Below are 18,011 nucleotides of genomic sequence, written 5' to 3'. Positions count from 1 at the left end.
AGTCACCTATTGCCGCAGGGCCTGGCCCTGTTTTGATACGCTGGGAATGCCCCTTTATTCAGGGGGCCGCCTTGATCTGCATCAAGGGGATATCTGCAGTTTGGCCGCTGCCGCCTTTAGCTGGTCCTGCGAAGCCGCATCGCCCGCAAAGGCCTGCAACCCATCCGCCAGCGCAACCTTTGCCTTATCTGACTGCTTCAACACCTGATAGGATTGCATCAACCGCATCCAGCCTTCCAGGTTCTTTGGATTCTGCTTCAACTCGCCCGCCAGCTTGGCCACCATACCTTCAATCATCGCCTGCTGGTCAGGCGTGGCAGTGATAAGCCCACTAACGTCCTTGCCCAATGCCTTGCCAAGGCTTGCAATGCGGCCCTTCACATCTTCGCGCCAGCCGGCATCAGCGGGTGCATCCGCGAGTAAGGCCGCCCAGCGATCCAGCGCGCCCTGCTGGTCGCCGGATTGCTCATGCCCGATGGCATCATAGTATCGCGCGCGTACGTCCTTCGGGTTTTTGGCCAGCACCGCATTCAGCAGATCCTGCGCTTTCGGTGTAACCGTGCCCTGCGCCGCTTGCACCACGGCCTCGGCCAGCATGGATTGATACTCGGCATTGTCCGGTGCCAGCGCCACCGCCTTGCTGAAGGCATCAACCGAATCCGGAAAGCGCTGCACATTGAACAGCGCCCAGCCCAACATGCGCCAGCCCTCGGCGTCCTTCGGATTGGCCGCAACCTGCGCTTTGATCTTGGCAATGATCTCTTCAATCTTGGCGGCTTGGTCCGGCTGTGTGCCTTGCGCCACTTGCGTCTTTACGGCCGATGGCAGGGTAGGGCTGCCCAGAATGGAATAGAGGCCCACACCACCTACAATCACCAGCCCCGCCGCCACTGCCAATGCGCAATGTTTCCACAGCGCTGGCAGGGGCTTCACATCAGGCCGCGCTTTCGCAGCCGCTGCCAGCCGCCGCTCAACCTCGCCCTTCGCCGCCTTCGCTTCCGCTTCATTGATGCTGCCGGACTCCAGATCACGGCCGATCTCTTTCAACTGGTCTTCATAGACGGCGGATTCCTGTGCCGGCGCCACCGATGCTTCATAGCTGCGCACCAAGGGAAACACGATAAGCACCGCAGCAAAGCTGCACAGGATCACCATGAGAAACCAGATCGCCATCATTCTTCTTTCAATGCCTCATCATCGGCCATGGGCTGCTGGCGCAAATAGATCAACGCCAACCCCAGCCCCAGCGCCATCAGGCCAAAGGGCAGGAACCACAGCAGCAGTGTATTGCCCTGGACCGGTGGCTTCAGCAGAACGTAATTGCCATAGCGCTGCACCACGAAATCCAGCACCTTTGCATCACTATCGCCCGCACTGATCCGCTCACGCACCAGCACGCGCAGATCGCGCGCCAGCGTGGCATCGGAATCATCGATGGATTGGTTCTGGCAAACCAGGCAGCGCAATTCCTGCCCGATCACCCGTGCTCGCGCTTCAAGTGCCGGGTCTTTGAGCATCTCATCCGGCATCACCGCATGGGCTGGCACCGCCGCCAGCATCATCGTCAATGCAAGGAACAGCGCACGGATCAAGAAGCTTTCTCCGCTTCTTTGATCAGGGGTTCAATCTGCTTGTCCCAGATTTCCGGCGTCAGCGCGCCGGGAATACGCAACCGCACGCGGCCCTGCGCGTCCACGGCAAAAGTTTCAGGCGCACCCGACACACCAAGGTCAATCCCCGCGCGGCCCGATTGATCGGTGCCAATCTGCGCATAGGGGTTGCCATAGGTCTCCAGATACTTAGCCGCATCGCCATTGCTGTCTTTCCAGTTCAGCCCCACGAGCTTGAACCGCGCATCTTTCGAAATGCGCATCAGCAACGGATGCTCTTCACGGCAAGACACGCACCAGGACGCAAACACATTGATCAGTGTCAATCCCTTGCCCTTGAAGGCATCGCTTTTAAGATTGGCCTCACCTGCGGCCAGCCCCGGCAGATCAAACACTGGCACCGGCCGGTTGATCAACATCGAAGGCAGAACCTTCGGATCATGCCGCAGACCCAGCGCCAGCACAGCACCCATCACCACAAACAAAGCCAGCGGCAGAGCAGTGGACAAGCGAAGCCTCATGATGTCGCCCCCTGCAAGCTTGCAGGCACAACGGCGCCACGCGCCTTCTGCGCCACGCCCACACGGAAGCGCCGGTCAGACAGCGAGACAAACCCGCCCAGTGCCATGATGAAGCCACCGATCCACAGGAACGGGGCCATCGGGTGATAATACAGCCGCACCGTCCAGCCGCCTTTGCCATCCGCATCGCCCAGCGCGATATAGGTGTTGGAAATCAGATTGGTATGAATGCCCGTCTGGTTGGTCTGCTGTTGCTGCAGCGGATACATACGGCGCTCGGCTGTCATGATGCGGAACACATTGCCGCCTTGCGCCAGCTCGAACGTGCCGCGCTCCGCCTTATAATTCGGGCCGGGCACCGTCTCGATCTTGGCCAGCTTCACCTCAGTGGAGCCAATGCGGGTCTGATCCCCCACCTTCATCGACAGGATATTTTCCTGCTGCCAGGTGGTCACCACAGTGATCGCCAGCAACACCATGCCAAGGCCCATATGCCCCAGCACCAGCCCGAAATAGGCACGCGGTGTATTCCTCACATCGCGCCAGTTCTTCACCCGCTTCACCAGCACCCAAACCGAACCGACAATGATCCAAGCGGCGAGGCCAATGCCCAAAGCCGTCATCAGATGCGCACCGAAATTCATCACCGCAACCAGCAGAAGCACGGCCATTGCAATCACCAGCGGCCAGTTCAAACCAGCCAGTGCAGTTTTGAGATTATCCTTCTTCCATTTCATGAATGGACCAACCACCATCGTTACAAGAACTGGTAGGAATAAAGGCACAAAAGTAAGGTTATAATATGGCACCCCGACAGAAATCTTATCATCGCCCATCAGGTCAATCACCAGCGGCCAGAACGTCCCGAAAAACACCGTGGAAGTTGCCACCACCAGAAACACATTGTTCAGCAGCAGCCCGGCCTCGCGGCTCACGATGCCGAAGGGCACGCCCTTTTTCACCTGCGGGATGCGCAGCGCATAAAGCAGCAGCGCGCCTCCGGTGAAGCCAAAGATGATCAGCAGGATGAAAAGCCCGCGCCCCGGATCAGTGGCAAAGCTGTGCACCGAAGTCAGCACGCCGGAGCGCACCACGAAGGTGCCGACAAGGCTCAGCGAGAATGTCAGGATAGCCAGCAGCAGCGTCCAGCCCACCAGCGCATGCCGCCGCTCCACCACTAAAGCCGAATGCAAAAGAGCCGTGCCCAGCAGCCAGGGCATCAGCGACACATTCTCCACCGGGTCCCAGAACCACCAGCCGCCCCAGCCCAGAATATAATAGGCCCAGAACGAGCCCAGCGTGATGCCGAGGGTGAGGAAACACCAGGCCAGCAGCACCCAGGGCCGCACCCAGCGCGCCCAGGCGGCATCGACCTTGCCTTCAATCAGTGCAGCCACCGCAAAGGCAAAAGCCACCGAGAAACCCACATAACCCATGTAAAGGCAGGGCGGATGAATGGCCAATCCAGGGTCCTGCAACAGCGGGTTCATGCCATTGCCTTCGATTGGCGCATTGGCCAGCCGAGCAAATGGATTGGATGTGAAAATCGAAAACGCCAGAAACGCCGAAGCAATCATGCCCTGCACGGCCAGCACGCGTGCTTTCAACGGCGCAGGCAAGTTGCTGCCAAAGCTCGCAATCAGCGCCGCGAAGATGACAAGGATCAACACCCACAGCATCATCGAGCCTTCATGATTGGCCCACACGCCGGTCAGTTTGTAAATCAGCGGCTTGGCCGTCTGCGAATTGGCCGCCACCAATTGCACGCTGAAATCATCACTCATGAAAGCAAAGGCCAGCGCCGCAAAGGCAAAGCCCACCAGCAGGAACGAAGTCACCGCCGCAAAGCTGGCCAGCGCCATCAGCGAACGGTCCTGCCGCGCCGCACCCACCAGCGGCAGGCTGGCCTGCACCAGGCTGGTCATCAAAGCCAGGATCAGGGCAAAATGGCCGAGTTCAGGGATCATGCGAACCTCATTGCGAGGGTTATACCATGAAAGCGAGTGGACACTTGGCCGCGCCTTCTTTCCGGGAATAAAATAGGCTAGAAGCGGCCAAGTTTAAAGCAAAGTAGAGGTGTGAGATGTTGGACACGCAAGCCAAGCCGCATGGGGCAGGCCACAATGCCTTGCCGCGCAATCCCGGCACGCCCCTCACGCTGGAATGGTTTGAAGCCCAGCAGGTCAATACCAGCGCCGCCGAGCGCCGGGCCGACAGCCTCACCAAGCGCCGCACGGTGAAGAAGGAATATCAGGCTGCCTGGCTGATCAAGGCCCTGCAATGCATCGATCTCACCACATTGGCGGGGGACGATACACCGGGCCGTGTGCACAGGCTGTGCGCCAAGGCCATGCGCCCGATGCGCGATGATATTGTGCGGTCTCTGGGCCTGAAGGAAATGCCGAAGGTCGGCGCCGTCTGCGTTTATCCTACAATGGTGCCGCATGCGGTGAAGGCGCTGCAGGGCTCTGGCATTCCGGTGGCTTCCGTGGCCACGGGCTTTCCCGCCGGCCTCACGCCGCTTTCCATGCGCCTGGCAGAGATCAGGTATGCCGTGGACGAAGGTGCGGCTGAAATCGATATCGTGATCCACCGCGCGCAAGTGCTGCGGCAGGAATGGTCGGCGCTTTATGACGAAGTGGCCGCGATGCGCGAAGCCTGCGGCCCGGCGCACATGAAAGCCATTCTGGCCACTGGCGATTTGAAGACGCTGCGCAATGTCTACAAGGCCTCGATGGTGGCGATGCAGGCGGGCAGCGATTTCATCAAGACTTCGACTGGCAAGGAAGACGTGAACGCCACTTTGCCAGTCTCGCTCACCATGATCCGTGCACTGAGGGATTATGAAGATCTCACCGGCCACAAGATCGGCTTCAAACCCGCTGGCGGCTTGAAGAGCGCCAAGGATGCGATGAACTGGCTGATCCTGATGAAAGAAGAACTGGGCCGCCGCTGGCTGGAGCCTGATCTCTTCCGTTTGGGCGCATCCTCCATGCTGGCCGATATTGAGCGCCAGCTCGAACATTTCGTGACGGGCCGTTACTCCGCCCTGTCGCACCATCCCGTTGCTTGAGGCTGATCCATGACCACAGTGAATGACGTTCTCGAATCCATGGATTACGGCCCGGCGCCGGAATCCAATTCCCACGTGAAGGAATGGCTGGCCGCGCATGCGAAGGGCTTCGGCCATTTCGTCAACGGCGCTTTCACAGCCTCCAAGGGTAAGACCATCGAAGTCTTCAATCCCGCCAACATGGAAAAACTGGCCAGCACGGCCAATGGCTCCGCGGCTGATGTCGATGTCGCCGTGGCCGCCGCCCGCAAGGCCTTCAAGGGCTGGAGCGCACTCTCGGGCTTCGAGCGCGGCAAGCATCTCTATGCACTGGCCCGCCACATCCAGAAACGCGAGCGTTTCCTCGCCGTGCTGGAAACCATGGACAACGGCAAGACCATCCGCGAAAGCCGCGATATCGACATTCCACTCGTCGCCCGGCATTTCTATCATCACGCCGGCTGGGCCCAGCTCATCGACACCGAATTCAAGGGCTATGGCCCGCTCGGCGTCTGCGGCCAGATCATCCCGTGGAATTTCCCGCTGCTCATGCTGGCGTGGAAAATCGCCCCCGCACTCGCCGCTGGCAACACGGTGGTGTTGAAGCCCGCCGAATTCACGCCACTTACTGCTTTGGCGTTCGCTGAAATCTGCAGCGAAGCAGGCCTGCCGCCCGGCGTGGTCAACATCGTCACGGGCGATGGTGAAACCGGTGCGGCCCTTTCGGCGCACAAGGATGTGAACAAGATCGCCTTCACCGGTTCAACCGAAGTCGGCAAGATCATTCGCAAGCAAACGGCGGGCTCCGGCAAGAAGCTCTCACTCGAACTCGGTGGCAAATCGCCTTTCATTGTATTCGATGACGCTGATCTCGACGCTGCGGTTGAAGGCGTGGTCGATGCCGTATGGTTCAATCAGGGCCAGGTCTGCTGTGCAGGTACGCGCCTGCTGGTGCAGGAAAGCGTCTATGACCCATTCATCAAGCGCCTGCGCAAACGCATGGAATCCCTGCGCGTTGGTGATCCGCTCGACAAGTCGAACGACATGGGCCCGCTGGTGGACCCTGTGCAACTCGCTCGCGTGACCGAGCTGGTGAACAAGGGCAGAGCCGAAGGCGGTACGCTAGTGTCTGCCCCATGCCCGATCCCGGAGAAGGGCAACTATTTCGCGCCCTCGCTGTTCCTCGATGTCGATACATCGTCGACCGTGATGAGCGAAGAGATTTTCGGCCCCGTCATTTCCGCCATGAGCTTCCGCACTGCGGATGAGGCCGCCATGTTGGCCAATCACACCCGCTATGGCCTGGCCGCGTCGATCTGGTCAGAGAACATAAATGTCGCTTTGGAAGCAGGCGCCCGCATGAAGGCCGGTGTGGTGTGGATCAACTGCACCAATAATTTCGACGCAGCCGCAGGTTTCGGCGGCTACAAGGAATCCGGCTTCGGCCGCGAAGGTGGCCGCGAAGGCCTTTACGAATATCTGATCGCCGATTGGATCAAGAATGCCCCCGCAGCGAAGGCCGAAAAGGCTATCGCCCTTTCCGCCATCACCGCGCCCGCGCAAGCCGCCAGCAGCGGCATTGACCGCACATCGAAGCTTTACATCGGCGGCAAGCAGGCCCGCCCCGACAGTGGCTATTCCTACTCGGTCACCAATGCCAAGGGCAAAGTCATTGGCCAAGCCGGCCTCGGCAACCGCAAGGATGTCCGCAACGCAGTGGAAGCCGCGATCAAGGCCACTGGCTGGTCATCAGCCTCCGCCCACAACCGCGCGCAGGTGCTTTATTTCATCGCTGAGAATCTCGGTGCCCGCGCCGATGAGTTTGCCAAGCGCCTGGTTGAAGGCGGCGCTTCAGCGCGTGATGCCAAGCGTGAAGTCGATGCTTCACTGCAGCGCATCTTCTATTACGCCGCGCAGGCCGACAAGTATGATGGCCGCATCCACTCCACCAATGCCAAGCGCCAAACCACGTTGGCCTTCAACGAGCCTTACGGTGTGGTCGGCCTCGTCTGCCCCACCGAAGCGCCTTTGCTATCCATGATCTCGCTCGCTATGCCCGCGCTCGCCATGGGAAACCGTATCGTGCTGGTCCCTTCGCAAGCCCAGCCACTGGTGGTCACCGATTTCTACCAGGTGCTGGACACGTCTGACGTGCCGGATGGTGCGTTCAACATCATCACCGGTGCGCGCGATGAACTGGCCAAGACCATGGCCGATCACGATGAGATCGCAGCCCTTTGGTACCATGGCGATGCGGCAGGCAGTGCCGCCGTTGAGAAAGCCTCGGCAGGAAACCTGAAACCCACCTGGGTCAGCAATGGCACCCGCACCGACTGGTATGATGCCGGTCAGGCTCAAGGCGCTGAATATCTGCGCCGCGCCACGCAGGTGAAGAATATCTGGATTCCCTATGGCGAGTGACATTGTCACCTGACCAAAACGTAGGTTGCCTGCGTCTTCCCCTGCCTCTAAATGACAGGATATGGTCAGCCACGTCAGTGAGCCCCCGGGGGAATTGTTGGATAGACAGGTTAGAGGCACGGTGAAATCCGGACAGTTGGTGAGCGGAAATCTGGTCATCGTGGCGGCGGAAGACAAAGCTTCTCTGGCCGCCTTCATTGACGCGCCCACATTGCTTTATCGTGACATGCCGGGCTTCGAGCCCACTTTGTTCATGGAACAGGACATGTCGCTTTCACCCAAAAAGAGCACATTCTTCCAAACCGGCCAGGCGAAATATTTTCTGGCCAAGCGTGATGGCAAAGTTGTGGGGCGCATATCGGCCCAGATATCGCCTGACACACCGCGCGGCCTGCCGGATAAAACCGGCATGTTCGGCTGCTTCGATGTGTCGGATGATCTGGAAGCCACCAAAGCCTTGTTTGCGGCGGCTGAATCCTGGCTCAGGGAAAAAGGCTGCAAACATGTCTTCGGCCCCTGCACCTTGCACATGAATGGCGAGCCGGGCCTGATGATTTCAGGCCAGAACGTGCCGCGGATGATCATGACACCATGGCACCCGCCCTATCTGGCCGAGTTGGTGGAAGCCAGCGGTTACAAGCCACGCAAGGATCTCTTGAATTGGCGGCTCGATACAAAGGGCGCGAAAGATCGTGGCTATGCCGGGCGCGTAACGGCAAGCGCATTGGGCGCCAACGCCAAAATTCGCATCCTCGACAAGCCCAATATCAAGCGCGATATCCAGTTCATCTGCGATATCTATAATGATGCCTGGTCCGAGAACGAGTTTTTCGTACCCTTGCATCCGATTGATCTTCATGACCTGGAAAAGTCAGTGAAGCCGCTGTTGCCGGCTGATGCTTGTATTTTTGTGGAAATTGACGGCAAGCCGGCGGGCGCGATGGTCATCATTCCAAACTTGTTTGAAATTTTCCGCGGCCTGGGATCACGGCCCAATCCCCGGGGCTGGATGAAGCTCGGTTGGCGCCTGCTGCGTCACCGTTTCAAATCGGGCCGCATCATTCTTTTCGGCGTAGCGCGGAAATACAACAAGTCAGTGCGCGGCATGGCCATTGCGATTGCGCTGGTGGAAGAAGTGCTGAAACGCCGCGGCAAATATGCCGGCGTGCTGCTGGAAGCAGGTTGGGTTTTGGAAGACAATGACCCGCTCAATACCATGCTGAAGCGCTTTGAATTCGAGCCGGCCCGTCGCTTCCGCATGTTTCTGAAAGATCTTTAGCCCGGTTCGAATCTGCCCGAATTGAACTAAACCGCTCAACCAAATGAAATTGCTTCCAATAAATGGCAAGGTTGCATTGCATGGGCATGGGCGGTAAGGAAATTTCATGGCCGAAAATCTCAATCAGGAAACCGTCGAAAAGATCATGGCGATCGTGGCCAAGGAGGGGTTGATTGATCCGTCCAAGCTTTCGCCCGATGCCACGCTGGAAAGCCTGGGGATCAAATCGGCGGATATGGTCATGATTCTGATGGCCATCGAAGAGCAATTCGGCGCCTATATCCCGATTGATGGCCCGCTGTCTGAAGCCAAGACGGTGAAGGACTTCATGGACGCTATTGCACCCCATCTCAAACCTGGTGCGGCGTGAACTCACTGCATAGGCCTGTCTACATCAGCGGCATGGGCGCTGTTTCTGCATTGGGCCTGGGTGTTTCCGCACTGGCGGATGCGGTATTCGAAGGTAAGTCCGGCGTAAGGCCGATTTCCTTTGGTGAAAACAAGCAGCAATTCATCAAGACGGCGGCCAGCCTGCCGGAAATCCCTCTGGAAAAAAATCCGCGCCGGACGACATCGTCCAATGTCGACATTGTCACCACCATCGGATTGTTGGCGGCCAAGGAAGCCATGGAACAGGCCAAGTGGCCTGAAGGCATGCCCCTCGGCCAGGATGCGGCGGTGATTGTGGGCACCGGTATCGGCGCGCTGGCCACTTTGGAAGTTGAATATCACAAGCATTTTGTAACCGGCGGCAGGTCAGATCCCTTCACCATCCCCAAGGTGATGCCCAGTGCGTCGGCCTCGCATATCTCGATGGCTTATGGCGCCCAGGGCCCGTCCTTCAGTGTGTCCAGCGCATGCTCGTCCAGCAGCCAGGCGATTGGCGTGGCCTTGTCACTCATCCGCTCTGGCATGGCCAGGCGCGCCATCGTCGGCGGCACCGAAGCGCTGCTCACCCATACGGGCTTTCGTGCCTGGGAGGCGCTGCGCGTCATGTCACCCACTTTATGCCGGCCGTTTTCCAAGGGCCGTGACGGCATGATCCTGGGCGAAGGTGCTGCGATCATGCTGATCGAAACCGAAGACGCGTTGAAGCAACGCGGTGGCGAGCCGATCTGCGAATTGGCAGGCTTCGGCACCACCAGCGATGCCGCTGACATCCTGCGCCCCGATGCAGCAAGCTGCGCGCGCGCCATGCGCAATGCGCTGATCGATGCGGGGCTCTCACCGCAAGACATTGGCTACCTCAATGCCCACGGCACCGGCACGATCCTGAATGACCAGACCGAAACCCTGGCGATGCAGGAAATCTTTGGTGATCAATTGGCGCAATTGCCCGTCTCTTCCACCAAGCCTGTGCATGGCCACACGCTGGGTGCGGCTGGGGCCATTGAGCTGATCGTTACCATCGAGGCGCTGCGCCGCCAGATGGCGCCGCCCACCATCAATTGGCTGGAAGCCGATGCGCATTGCATCGCAAACCCGGTGCCGAACCAGGCCGTGCCCACCAAGATGAATGCAGCCATGTCGAATTCCTTCGCCTTCGGCGGCATCAATTCCTGCCTGGTGGTCCGCAAGGTCTAGGGTGCTCCGCATGCAGGCCCACGCCTTGGATTTGCACTTCACGATTTCCGAAACGGACGCCACCGCCTATCGCACCGCCATAGGCATGACGGGCACGGAAATTCCCACCGGCCTCATCATGCGGCTGTTGGGGGAGGAACAAGTGCTGGCCTGGTTGCGCAGTCTCTTCGGCGCGCGCATTCCCATACATATCAAGCAGGCTTGCGAAATCATCTCGCCTTTGCGGGCTGGTGAAACTTACGCGGTCACCTTGTCTTGCAATGATTCATCGGCCAAGACCCCGGTTCTGGCTCTCGTTGTTGCATCCCCAGATGGCCAACCCGCACTGATCCTGCGCGTCACGCTGGCTCTGATTGAGGCTGGAGCGATCCCTGCATGAGTTTTTCCGCCAGTTGGAATCTCGGTGTCATGGATCAGGCCAAGGTACGCGCCTTTGCCGATGCCTCGCGCGATCACAATGAAATCCATCTGTCCGCCGAAGCCGCGGCCAAGGCGGGGCTTCCCGATGGCCCAATTGTTCATGGCATGCTGATTTATGGCGCGGTGGAATCCCGCCTGCGCGAAGTTCCCGGATTTTCCCCCAGCAAATTCTCCATGCAGTTCATCAAGCCGCTATTGGTCGGCGCGGTGCTTCATGCCGAGGCCCGGACGTTGAAGGAAGAGCAGGGCTCGATTTTGTTGCGCCTGTTATGCCGCAATGGCGACCAGCAATTGATCGCCATTGCCGAAGCAACGTTGCTTGCCAGAAAAAATTAAGCCAGCGCGGCTTTTGCGGCAGCGTTCGTTTCCTGCCGGATTTCAATTAGGCTCAGCGCTATCACCATGGCGTAGCACAGGAAGAAATACAGCGCCGTCAACACTACGAAGAAATTCAGGTTGATTGCGGCATAGATCATGAAGGCCAGCATCAGGGCCACCATGGCACCCTCCAGCACCATCACCTTGAGAGAAAGCTTGTGTTTGTAGGATTGCGCCAAAGCGCCAATGCTCTGCCCGCGCGGTGGCTTGGGTGTACGCACGAATGAGCTTTTGCGCCCGATCAGCCCGTCAATGACCGACAGCGTGTTCTGCATCGCAAGCCCCATGATCATCAGCAGCAGCATGAAAGTATCATTGGCCACGATGAACGGGTTCACCTTGCCCTCGCGCCGCGCCCGCAAGATGCCCGCCACGAAGAATGGCAACAGCGAAAGTGGCAGCAACGGATAGAGAATGCCGATCAGCGTGCTGTACGCTGCCGTCTGGCCGAAACCCAGTAAGGGCAGCAAGGCCACCGAAAGGGACATCAGCAGCATCGCCGGAAACATCAGGAAGTTGAACACGTGGAACAGGTCAATCACCCGGATCACGAAAGGCGCTTTCTTGGCGAGCATGTGTCCGGCATTCTTGCGTGCCGTTTCGGCGGCACCCTTGGTCCAGCGATGTTGCTGGGTGCGGATTGCGCTCATCACCGAAGGAATGAGGCAGGGCACTTTCAGGTCATCCACGAATTTCAGCCGCCAGCCGCGCGCTTGCGCACGGAAGCTGAGGTCGAGATCCTCGGTCAGCGTGTCGCTCTGCCAGCCGCCGGAGGTCACAATCGCTTCGCGCCGCCACATGCCGGCTGTACCATTGAAATGAATCCAGGCGCCAAGCTCCTGCCGCCCCTGTTGTTCAATTGAGAAATGATCGTCAATGGCGAGTGACATCAACCGCGTGGCTACGTTTTCCTTGCCGTTGATGTGATCCCAGCCAGCTTGGACCAAGCCCATGTCCTTGCCGTCGAACTCCGCCCATAGCTGGCGCAGAATATTGGGCTGGGGCACGAAGTCGGCATCGAAAATGGCAATGAACGGGCTGTCATCCAGCAGCATGCCTTCAGCCAATGCGCCAGCCTTGTAGCCCTGCCGGTTTTCGCGCCGCACATGGACGGCTTTGAATCCGCGCGCTTCCAGCTTGCTCATATTGGCCTGCACGATGCCGGGCGTGTCATCCGTGGAGTCGTCCAAAATCTGAATGGTGAGCTTGTCTGCAGGGTAGCTCAGCGCAGCCAATGCATTGAACAGGTCTTCGATCACGTAGCGTTCGTTATAGAGCGGAATCTGCATCAGCAGCCGCGGCAGCACGTCATCCTTGGGCAAGGGCGGAATGATCCGGCGCGAAGACAAACCGTCACGCCCGGTGCGCAGCCAAAGCCGCGCCGCCATGAAGGTGAGAACGCCTTCGTAAACGTAGAGAACCAGCGCTGAAAACAGCGCAATGCCAAAAAGCAGATAATCAATCATCAGGAGAATCGGAAACCACTATGCAAGTTTGAGGTGTGCGGACATCATATCCGCTTTTCGCCGCCAATCCAATCGCAATGGCGCATCAAAGGTACTTCGCCCAAGGCTTGGGCCTGCGGTTCGCCACCAATTGATACTCGGACGCTTCCAGCGTCAGATTGGGATTGTAATAGCGGTCATTGGCAAGATGCTGGGCCCAGCGTTGATGCATATAGACCTTTTCGAGCCGCGACCTGATCTGCTTTGACGTTGTGTCTTCAGCACCGCGCGATAGAGATTCGTGATGCACCAGCCTCGCAAACGGCGTCCACACATTGCGGTAACCCGCCTCTACCAGCTTGAGACACAGATCGACATCGTTGAAGGCCACCGGCAGATGCTTTTCGTCAAAGCCGCCCACTGCGATGAACTTCTTCTTCTCAACCACAAGGCAGGCTGCGGTGACAGCTGAGACGGCGCGCGTGAGCGAGGCGCTGCCAAAATAACCCACTGCCTTGCCAGGTGATGTGTGCAAAGCGTGCCCGGCAATCCCGCCGAGACCGAGAAGCACGCCAACATGTTGCAGCCTTCCATCCGGAAAGAACAGTTTGGCACCTACGGCACCTACACCCTCACGCACAGCTTCTGTCATCATCTCGTTCAGCCATTCGGAATGGATGACCTCGATGTCATTGTTGAGGAGGGCGAGATATTGCCCTTTTGCTGTCCGCGCCGCGCGGTTGTTGATGGCGGAATAATTGAAGGCGGAGCGATGGCGCAAAACCGTGATGCGGGGGTTACGCTCATAGCGCGCCAGCAGCGCCAGCGCCTCTGGCTCATCGCTGTCATTATCCACGATGATGACTTCGAAGTTGCTGTAATCCGTCTTGCCCAGAACACCGTCAACACACGTGGCCAACAGGGATGCCTTGTTACGCGTGGGGATGATGATGCTGACCAGCGGTGCCGGCTCCGGCATTTTGCGGATCACCCGGGAGAAGTAGCGCAGGTTCTTCTTGTCTACCGGGGCAACGCGCGCCCCTTCACCTTCCAGATCCAGAAAATGCTGGATGGCGGCGCGGGAGGCTTTCACGCATTTTTCCAGGTTGCGCTCGGAGAACGAGGCTTTCCGCCCGCCATGGCGCCAGTGGTACAGCACAACCGGAATGTGGACGATTTCATCATCCTTCAATTCGCGCGCCACGCGCAGCGTGAGGTCATGGTCCTGCGAGCCTTCATAGCCGGCCCGAAGCCCGCCCAGCTTGCGCAGCAATTTGGTTTCATAGACCGAAAGATGGCTGACGAAGTTTTGCCCCAGCAGCAGCTCGATGTTGAAATCTGGCTTGTAGTAGGGTGTGGAGTGATGGCCCTTGGCATCGATGCGGTCTTCATCGGAATAAATCATCCGCGCCTTCGGGTTCCGGGAGATGGCGGCGGCCACTTCGTAAAGCGCCGTTTCGTGCAGCAGATCATCCTGGTCCATGAAGGCCACATAGGGGGCGCTCACCAGTTCCAGTGCTGAGTTCGATGCCAGCGAAATATGCCCATTCACCGCGCGGCGTACGAATTTGATGCGCGGATCATCCTTGGCGAATTGCTTCAGGAGGGCAGGAATTTCCTTATCCGTCGAGGCATCGTCAGCAATGCACAATTCCCAGTTTTCATAGAGCTGCGCCTGAACCGATTTGATGGCCAGTGTCAGGAATTCATGATCGGGATTATAGACCGGCATCAGCACCGCGATCTTTGGCTTGCGGCGCATCCTTCCAATGTGGCGGGAGATGGCAACCATGTCGTCCTTCTGGGTGGGCTTGAAGGCGCTGTGCACATGGTCCTTCGGGCCGGGCTGGCCCGCATTCAACCAGCGCTGATAGGCGAACAGGATGTTTTCGCCACCCAGCTCCACATGCGCCATCCGCTGCACCATGTCAGCAAGCCGGAAAAGCGGGCTGGGATCGCGGCCTTCCAGATGGCCAAAATTGGCAAAATGATAAGGCGCACCTTCACGCCAGACGGCAACATCGGGGTTGCTGGCCAGATAAAAGGCTTCGTCAAACAGCGGCGAACGTTTGACCCGCCTGCCCAGTGCGATCTTCGGCGCGAACCAGGACAGGACAAAATCCGTGAACTTCACATGAAGCGGCCGCTGGCGTTCCATCTGCATGCCCAGCTTGGCCAGAGTTCGCTGCAGGGACTCATGCACACTTTTGTCTTCTGTTGCAGGCAATTGTGGCGCCGGGGCCGGGTTCTGTATGAGTGGTTTTTTCGCCATGGATCTCGTCGTGGGACCGGAACAAAACAGCAGGCTTTCCGGCAGTTCCGCAATGTTTTAACTTGGTGTAGATGGCGTCCTTTAGGGCCTGTGGCAACAACCTCCAAGTTGAAAAAAGTGGCGCCCGAGACAAAATTGGCCTTGCCCTGGGCGGTCTGTTTCGACTGTAAGGTGGCTCGGATTTGGCCCTTCAATCTGCTAGTGTAGGGCCTTGAATTAGGAATCTTGATTTGTTCTTGAAACGTTTGCTGGAGATTTTCTTTTGGGCCCCAGGCGCCAGGCCGATTGCCGTGACGGGTGCCATGTTCATCTCAAGCTTTTCAGACTTGATGAGCATGGGCGCATTGGTGCCACTGGCCAGCCAGCTCAGCTCTGACAGCGGCGCCACTAATTCCTATCTGGGCCGCATCACTATGATGACCCTGAGTGCTATTGGCATCCCTCCAACATTCCTTAACCTCCTGTTGTTTGTCGGCGCGGCTTTGGTCATGAAGTCGCTGATCGCGTTGCTGGCCATCCGCTTTGTGGCCATCTCGGTGGCAAATGTGGCTTATGGCATCCGCACCAGGCTGATGAAGGCCACGCTCGACGCAAGATGGTCCTATTTCGTGGATCACCAACCCGGGCAGATGGCCGCCATGGTGGCAGCCCAGTCACAGCAGGCAGGCGATGCCTATCTCGTCGTCGCGCAGTTGGTCGTCACGGTTATCATGGGCATCGGTCTCATGGTCACTGCTTTTCTGGTGTCCGGCACGCTGGTGATTTTCTGCGTGATTGCGATAGTCACCTTGGCCCTGCCACTGCATTACATTCTGAGCCGCGCGCAAGCTGCGGCCAACAAGCAATTCAAATCCGCCACCAATCTGTCGACTGGCATCCAGGACGTCATCGCCAACATGAAGGCGCTGAAATCCATGGGCAAGCAGGAACGGTTTGTGGAAACCTTCATGGCCTCGATCCGCGACATGCGCGGCAATGTCATCACCATGCTGGTCTCGAAATATTCGGTCTATCATGGCCAGGATATTCTGGCCGCCATCATGATTGTGGCTGGCATTTATATCGGCATTGAAGTCCTGCACACGCCTCTGTCGCAGTTTCTGGTGGTCGGCGTTATTTTCTACCAGATGGTTGATGTGGTGAAACGCACCCAGATGAGCCTGCAGGATTCCTTGATGGCCTCAGCCGGCTATTTCGGCGTACTGGGTGTCATCAAGGATGCTGAGGACGCGCATGAAGCTGATACCGGCTTGAAGCCGGCAGATCTGCATCATTCCATTGAATTGCAGAATGTGGATTTTGCCTATGGCGAAAAGCAGGTTCTGTCTGGGGTGGATATCACCATTCCGGTGGGTGGCATCACGGTTGTGATTGGCCCTTCAGGTGCTGGCAAGACCACATTGGTCGATTTGATCGTGGGCCTTTACAAGCCGGCCAAGGGCGAAATCCTCATTGATGGCGTGAACATGAATGAGATCAGCATGGAGAAATGGCGCTCGCAGATTGGCTATGTTCCACAGGAATTGACGCTGCTGCGCGGCAATATCTTTGACAATATCAGCCTGGGCGATTCTTCCATTACCGAAGATGATGTGATGGAGGCCTTGCGCCTCGCAGGTGCGCTGAATTTCATCATGGAATTGCCGGACGGCATTTATTCAAACATTGGCACGATGGGGGCGAAACTGTCTGGCGGGCAGAGGCAGAGGCTCTCGCTGGCCCGCGCCTTGGTCGGCAAGCCCCGGCTTCTCCTGCTCGATGAAGTGACCAGTGCTTTGGATGAAGTGACCGAGGCGCAGATCTGCGAAAATATCAGTGCGCTCCTGGGCCGCCTGACCATTGTGGCCATTACCCACCGGCCAGCGTGGAAAAACGTCGCCACCAGGATCTATGCAGTGAGCGAAGGCAGCGTCAGCATCGAGCAATTGCCCGGCGATTCAGAGCCGGCCAAGTCAGCCAAGTCAGCCACATTGCGGGCCTGATGTCCCAGAGCTGTTAGCGCCAGCCTAAAGCTGGTGCCACATGCTTCAGGATGGATTCAATCACATGCGCGTTGTAAGCCACGCCCAACTGGTTTGGCACGGTCAGCAGAAGCGTATCGGCTTCCTGGATGCCTTCATCTTCCGCCAGGTCCTTGATCAACTGATCAGGCTCGCCTGAATAGGACTTGCCGAAAATGGCGCGTGTGCGCTCATCGATCATGCCGATCTTGTCGGTGTCCCCGCTCTCGCCGCCGAAATAGGCGCGGTCACGATCATCGATGAGGGCGAAGATGCTGCGGCTCACCGAAACGCGCGGTTTGCGCTTGTGTCCCGCCTCGGCCCAGGCCTTGCGGTAGGCCTTGATTTGCTCGGCCTGCTGCACATGGAAGGGCTGGCCACCTTCATCGTCTTTCAGGGTGGAGCTCTGCAAATTCATGCCATGCTCGGCAGCCCAGACGGCTGTGGCATTGGAGCTTGCACCCCACCAGATCCGGTCATCCAGTCCGTGTGAATGCGGCTCCAGCCGCAACAGACCCGGCGGGTTGGGAAACATGGGCCGTGGGTTCGGCTGGGCAAAGCCCTTGCCCTGTAGCGCACCGAGAAAAGCCATCGCATTCTTGCGCGCCATATCCGAAGCGTTTTGGCCTTCCTTGGGGTCGTAACCGAAATAGCTCCACCCATCGATCACTTGTTCGGGTGAGCCGCGGCTGATGCCCAATTGCAGGCGGCCGCCGGAAATCAGATCGGCAGCGCCGGCATCTTCTGCCATGTAGAGCGGGTTTTCATAACGCATATCGATCACGGCGGTGCCGAGTTCGATCTTCTTGGTCTTGGCACCTGCCGCAGCGAGAAGAGGGAAGGGCGACGCCAATTGCCTTGCGAAATGGTGCACCCGGAAATAGGCGCCATCAGCGCCCAGTTCTTCTGCGGCAACCGCAAGATCAATCGATTGCAGCAGCGCATCTGCTGCGGTGCGGGTTTGCGAATAGCCTGCGGGCGACCAATGCCCGAATGAGAGAAAGCCGATCTTTTTCAAAGGAACTCCAC

General features: G+C 58.3%; 15 protein-coding genes. 8 read left to right on the top strand and 7 right to left on the bottom strand.

Annotated elements, in window-relative coordinates:
• Positions 1 to 81: 81 nt before the first annotated feature.
• From ccmI to F8B91_RS08875, 4 genes are read right to left on the bottom strand one after another with little or no spacing between them, the layout of a single operon-like run.
• Complete coding sequence (ccmI, locus tag F8B91_RS08890; RefSeq protein WP_196503353.1) at positions 82 to 1,176, bottom strand: c-type cytochrome biogenesis protein CcmI; 1,095 nt, start codon at positions 1,174 to 1,176, stop codon at positions 82 to 84.
• Positions 1,173 to 1,592 (bottom strand): cytochrome c-type biogenesis protein, encoded by a 420-nt coding sequence (locus F8B91_RS08885; RefSeq protein WP_196503352.1) that lies wholly within the window; start codon positions 1,590 to 1,592, stop codon positions 1,173 to 1,175. Before F8B91_RS08885 ends, ccmI begins: the two co-directional genes overlap by 4 nt.
• Positions 1,589 to 2,119 (bottom strand): DsbE family thiol:disulfide interchange protein, encoded by a 531-nt coding sequence (locus F8B91_RS08880; RefSeq protein ID WP_196503351.1) that lies wholly within the window; start codon positions 2,117 to 2,119, stop codon positions 1,589 to 1,591. The genes F8B91_RS08885 and F8B91_RS08880 overlap by 4 nt, the downstream gene beginning before the upstream one ends.
• Positions 2,120 to 2,127: 8 nt before the next feature.
• Positions 2,128 to 4,098, bottom strand: coding sequence for a heme lyase CcmF/NrfE family subunit (locus F8B91_RS08875; RefSeq protein ID WP_196503350.1), 1,971 nt, complete (start codon positions 4,096 to 4,098; stop codon positions 2,128 to 2,130).
• Positions 4,099 to 4,214: 116 nt separating this feature from the next.
• Here F8B91_RS08875 and deoC point away from each other — a divergent pair, with 116 nt between their 5' ends.
• The 7 genes from deoC to F8B91_RS08840 all read left to right on the top strand — a co-directional run bounded on the left by deoC (position 4,215) and on the right by F8B91_RS08840 (position 11,223).
• Positions 4,215 to 5,204: a deoxyribose-phosphate aldolase gene (gene deoC / locus F8B91_RS08870; RefSeq protein WP_196503349.1), complete on the top strand. Its 990-nt coding sequence runs from the start codon at positions 4,215 to 4,217 to the stop codon at positions 5,202 to 5,204.
• Between the two features lie 9 nt (positions 5,205 to 5,213).
• Positions 5,214 to 7,604 carry an aldehyde dehydrogenase family protein gene (locus tag F8B91_RS08865; RefSeq protein WP_196503348.1) on the top strand — a complete coding sequence of 797 codons (2,391 nt, stop codon included), beginning with the start codon at positions 5,214 to 5,216 and terminating at the stop codon, positions 7,602 to 7,604.
• A 139-nt stretch (positions 7,605 to 7,743) separates the two neighbouring features.
• Positions 7,744 to 8,883 carry a hypothetical protein gene (locus F8B91_RS08860; RefSeq protein ID WP_196503347.1) on the top strand — a complete coding sequence of 380 codons (1,140 nt, stop codon included), beginning with the start codon at positions 7,744 to 7,746 and terminating at the stop codon, positions 8,881 to 8,883.
• Positions 8,884 to 8,989: 106 nt separating this feature from the next.
• Positions 8,990 to 9,253 (top strand): phosphopantetheine-binding protein, encoded by a 264-nt coding sequence (locus F8B91_RS08855; RefSeq protein ID WP_196503346.1) that lies wholly within the window; start codon positions 8,990 to 8,992, stop codon positions 9,251 to 9,253.
• Positions 9,250 to 10,467 (top strand): beta-ketoacyl-[acyl-carrier-protein] synthase family protein, encoded by a 1,218-nt coding sequence (locus F8B91_RS08850; protein WP_348641731.1) that lies wholly within the window; start codon positions 9,250 to 9,252, stop codon positions 10,465 to 10,467. Before F8B91_RS08855 ends, F8B91_RS08850 begins: the two co-directional genes overlap by 4 nt.
• 10 nt (positions 10,468 to 10,477) lie before the next feature.
• Positions 10,478 to 10,846, top strand: a complete 369-nt coding sequence (locus F8B91_RS08845; RefSeq protein ID WP_196503344.1) for a hypothetical protein — start codon at positions 10,478 to 10,480, stop codon at positions 10,844 to 10,846.
• The gene (locus tag F8B91_RS08840) at positions 10,843 to 11,223 is read left to right on the top strand and encodes a MaoC family dehydratase (RefSeq protein WP_196503343.1); all 381 of its coding nucleotides are present in this window, start codon (positions 10,843 to 10,845) and stop codon (positions 11,221 to 11,223) included. The genes F8B91_RS08845 and F8B91_RS08840 overlap by 4 nt, the downstream gene beginning before the upstream one ends.
• On the opposite strand, the gene F8B91_RS08835 is transcribed toward F8B91_RS08840, so the two are convergent.
• Together F8B91_RS08835 and F8B91_RS08830 are read right to left on the bottom strand one after the other, a co-directional pair.
• On the bottom strand, positions 11,220 to 12,731 hold the full coding sequence (locus F8B91_RS08835; RefSeq protein ID WP_196503342.1) for a glycosyltransferase family 2 protein: 1,512 nt from the start codon (positions 12,729 to 12,731) through the stop codon (positions 11,220 to 11,222). The two genes, F8B91_RS08840 and F8B91_RS08835, sit on opposite strands and share 4 nt — an antisense overlap.
• An 85-nt stretch (positions 12,732 to 12,816) precedes the next feature.
• Positions 12,817 to 14,982 (bottom strand): glycosyltransferase family 2 protein, encoded by a 2,166-nt coding sequence (locus F8B91_RS08830; protein ID WP_196503341.1) that lies wholly within the window; start codon positions 14,980 to 14,982, stop codon positions 12,817 to 12,819.
• 236 nt (positions 14,983 to 15,218) lie between these two features.
• Between F8B91_RS08830 and F8B91_RS08825 the strand changes: the two genes are divergently transcribed.
• Complete coding sequence (locus tag F8B91_RS08825; protein ID WP_196503340.1) at positions 15,219 to 16,964, top strand: ABC transporter ATP-binding protein; 1,746 nt, start codon at positions 15,219 to 15,221, stop codon at positions 16,962 to 16,964.
• A 13-nt stretch (positions 16,965 to 16,977) separates the two neighbouring features.
• Here the strand turns inward: F8B91_RS08825 and F8B91_RS08820 are convergent, their stop codons facing one another.
• Positions 16,978 to 18,000, bottom strand: coding sequence for an LLM class flavin-dependent oxidoreductase (locus tag F8B91_RS08820; RefSeq protein WP_196503339.1), 1,023 nt, complete (start codon positions 17,998 to 18,000; stop codon positions 16,978 to 16,980).
• Between the last annotated feature and the right edge of the window lie 11 nt (positions 18,001 to 18,011).

This window comes from Aestuariivirga litoralis (assembly GCF_015714715.1).
Taxonomy (GTDB): Bacteria; Pseudomonadota; Alphaproteobacteria; order Rhizobiales; family Aestuariivirgaceae; genus Aestuariivirga; species Aestuariivirga litoralis_A.
Note: the sequence above shows the minus strand (reverse complement) of the source record. Positions and strands in the feature narration are given on the sequence as shown.

Bases quoted from the DNA above. Each gene is read 5' to 3' on its own strand.
- F8B91_RS08865 (WP_196503348.1), top strand. From the start codon at position 5,214: ATGACCACAGTGAATGACGTTCTCGAATCCATGGATTACGGCCCGGCG.
- F8B91_RS08830 (WP_196503341.1), bottom strand. From the start codon at position 14,982: ATGGCGAAAAAACCACTCATACAGAACCCGGCCCCGGCGCCACAATTG.
- F8B91_RS08845 (WP_196503344.1), top strand. From the start codon at position 10,478: ATGCAGGCCCACGCCTTGGATTTGCACTTCACGATTTCCGAAACGGAC.
- F8B91_RS08840 (WP_196503343.1), top strand. From the start codon at position 10,843: ATGAGTTTTTCCGCCAGTTGGAATCTCGGTGTCATGGATCAGGCCAAG.
- F8B91_RS08855 (WP_196503346.1), top strand. From the start codon at position 8,990: ATGGCCGAAAATCTCAATCAGGAAACCGTCGAAAAGATCATGGCGATC.
- deoC (WP_196503349.1), top strand. From the start codon at position 4,215: ATGTTGGACACGCAAGCCAAGCCGCATGGGGCAGGCCACAATGCCTTG.
- F8B91_RS08835 (WP_196503342.1), bottom strand. From the start codon at position 12,731: ATGATTGATTATCTGCTTTTTGGCATTGCGCTGTTTTCAGCGCTGGTT.
- F8B91_RS08875 (WP_196503350.1), bottom strand. From the start codon at position 4,098: ATGATCCCTGAACTCGGCCATTTTGCCCTGATCCTGGCTTTGATGACC.
- ccmI (WP_196503353.1), bottom strand. From the start codon at position 1,176: ATGATGGCGATCTGGTTTCTCATGGTGATCCTGTGCAGCTTTGCTGCG.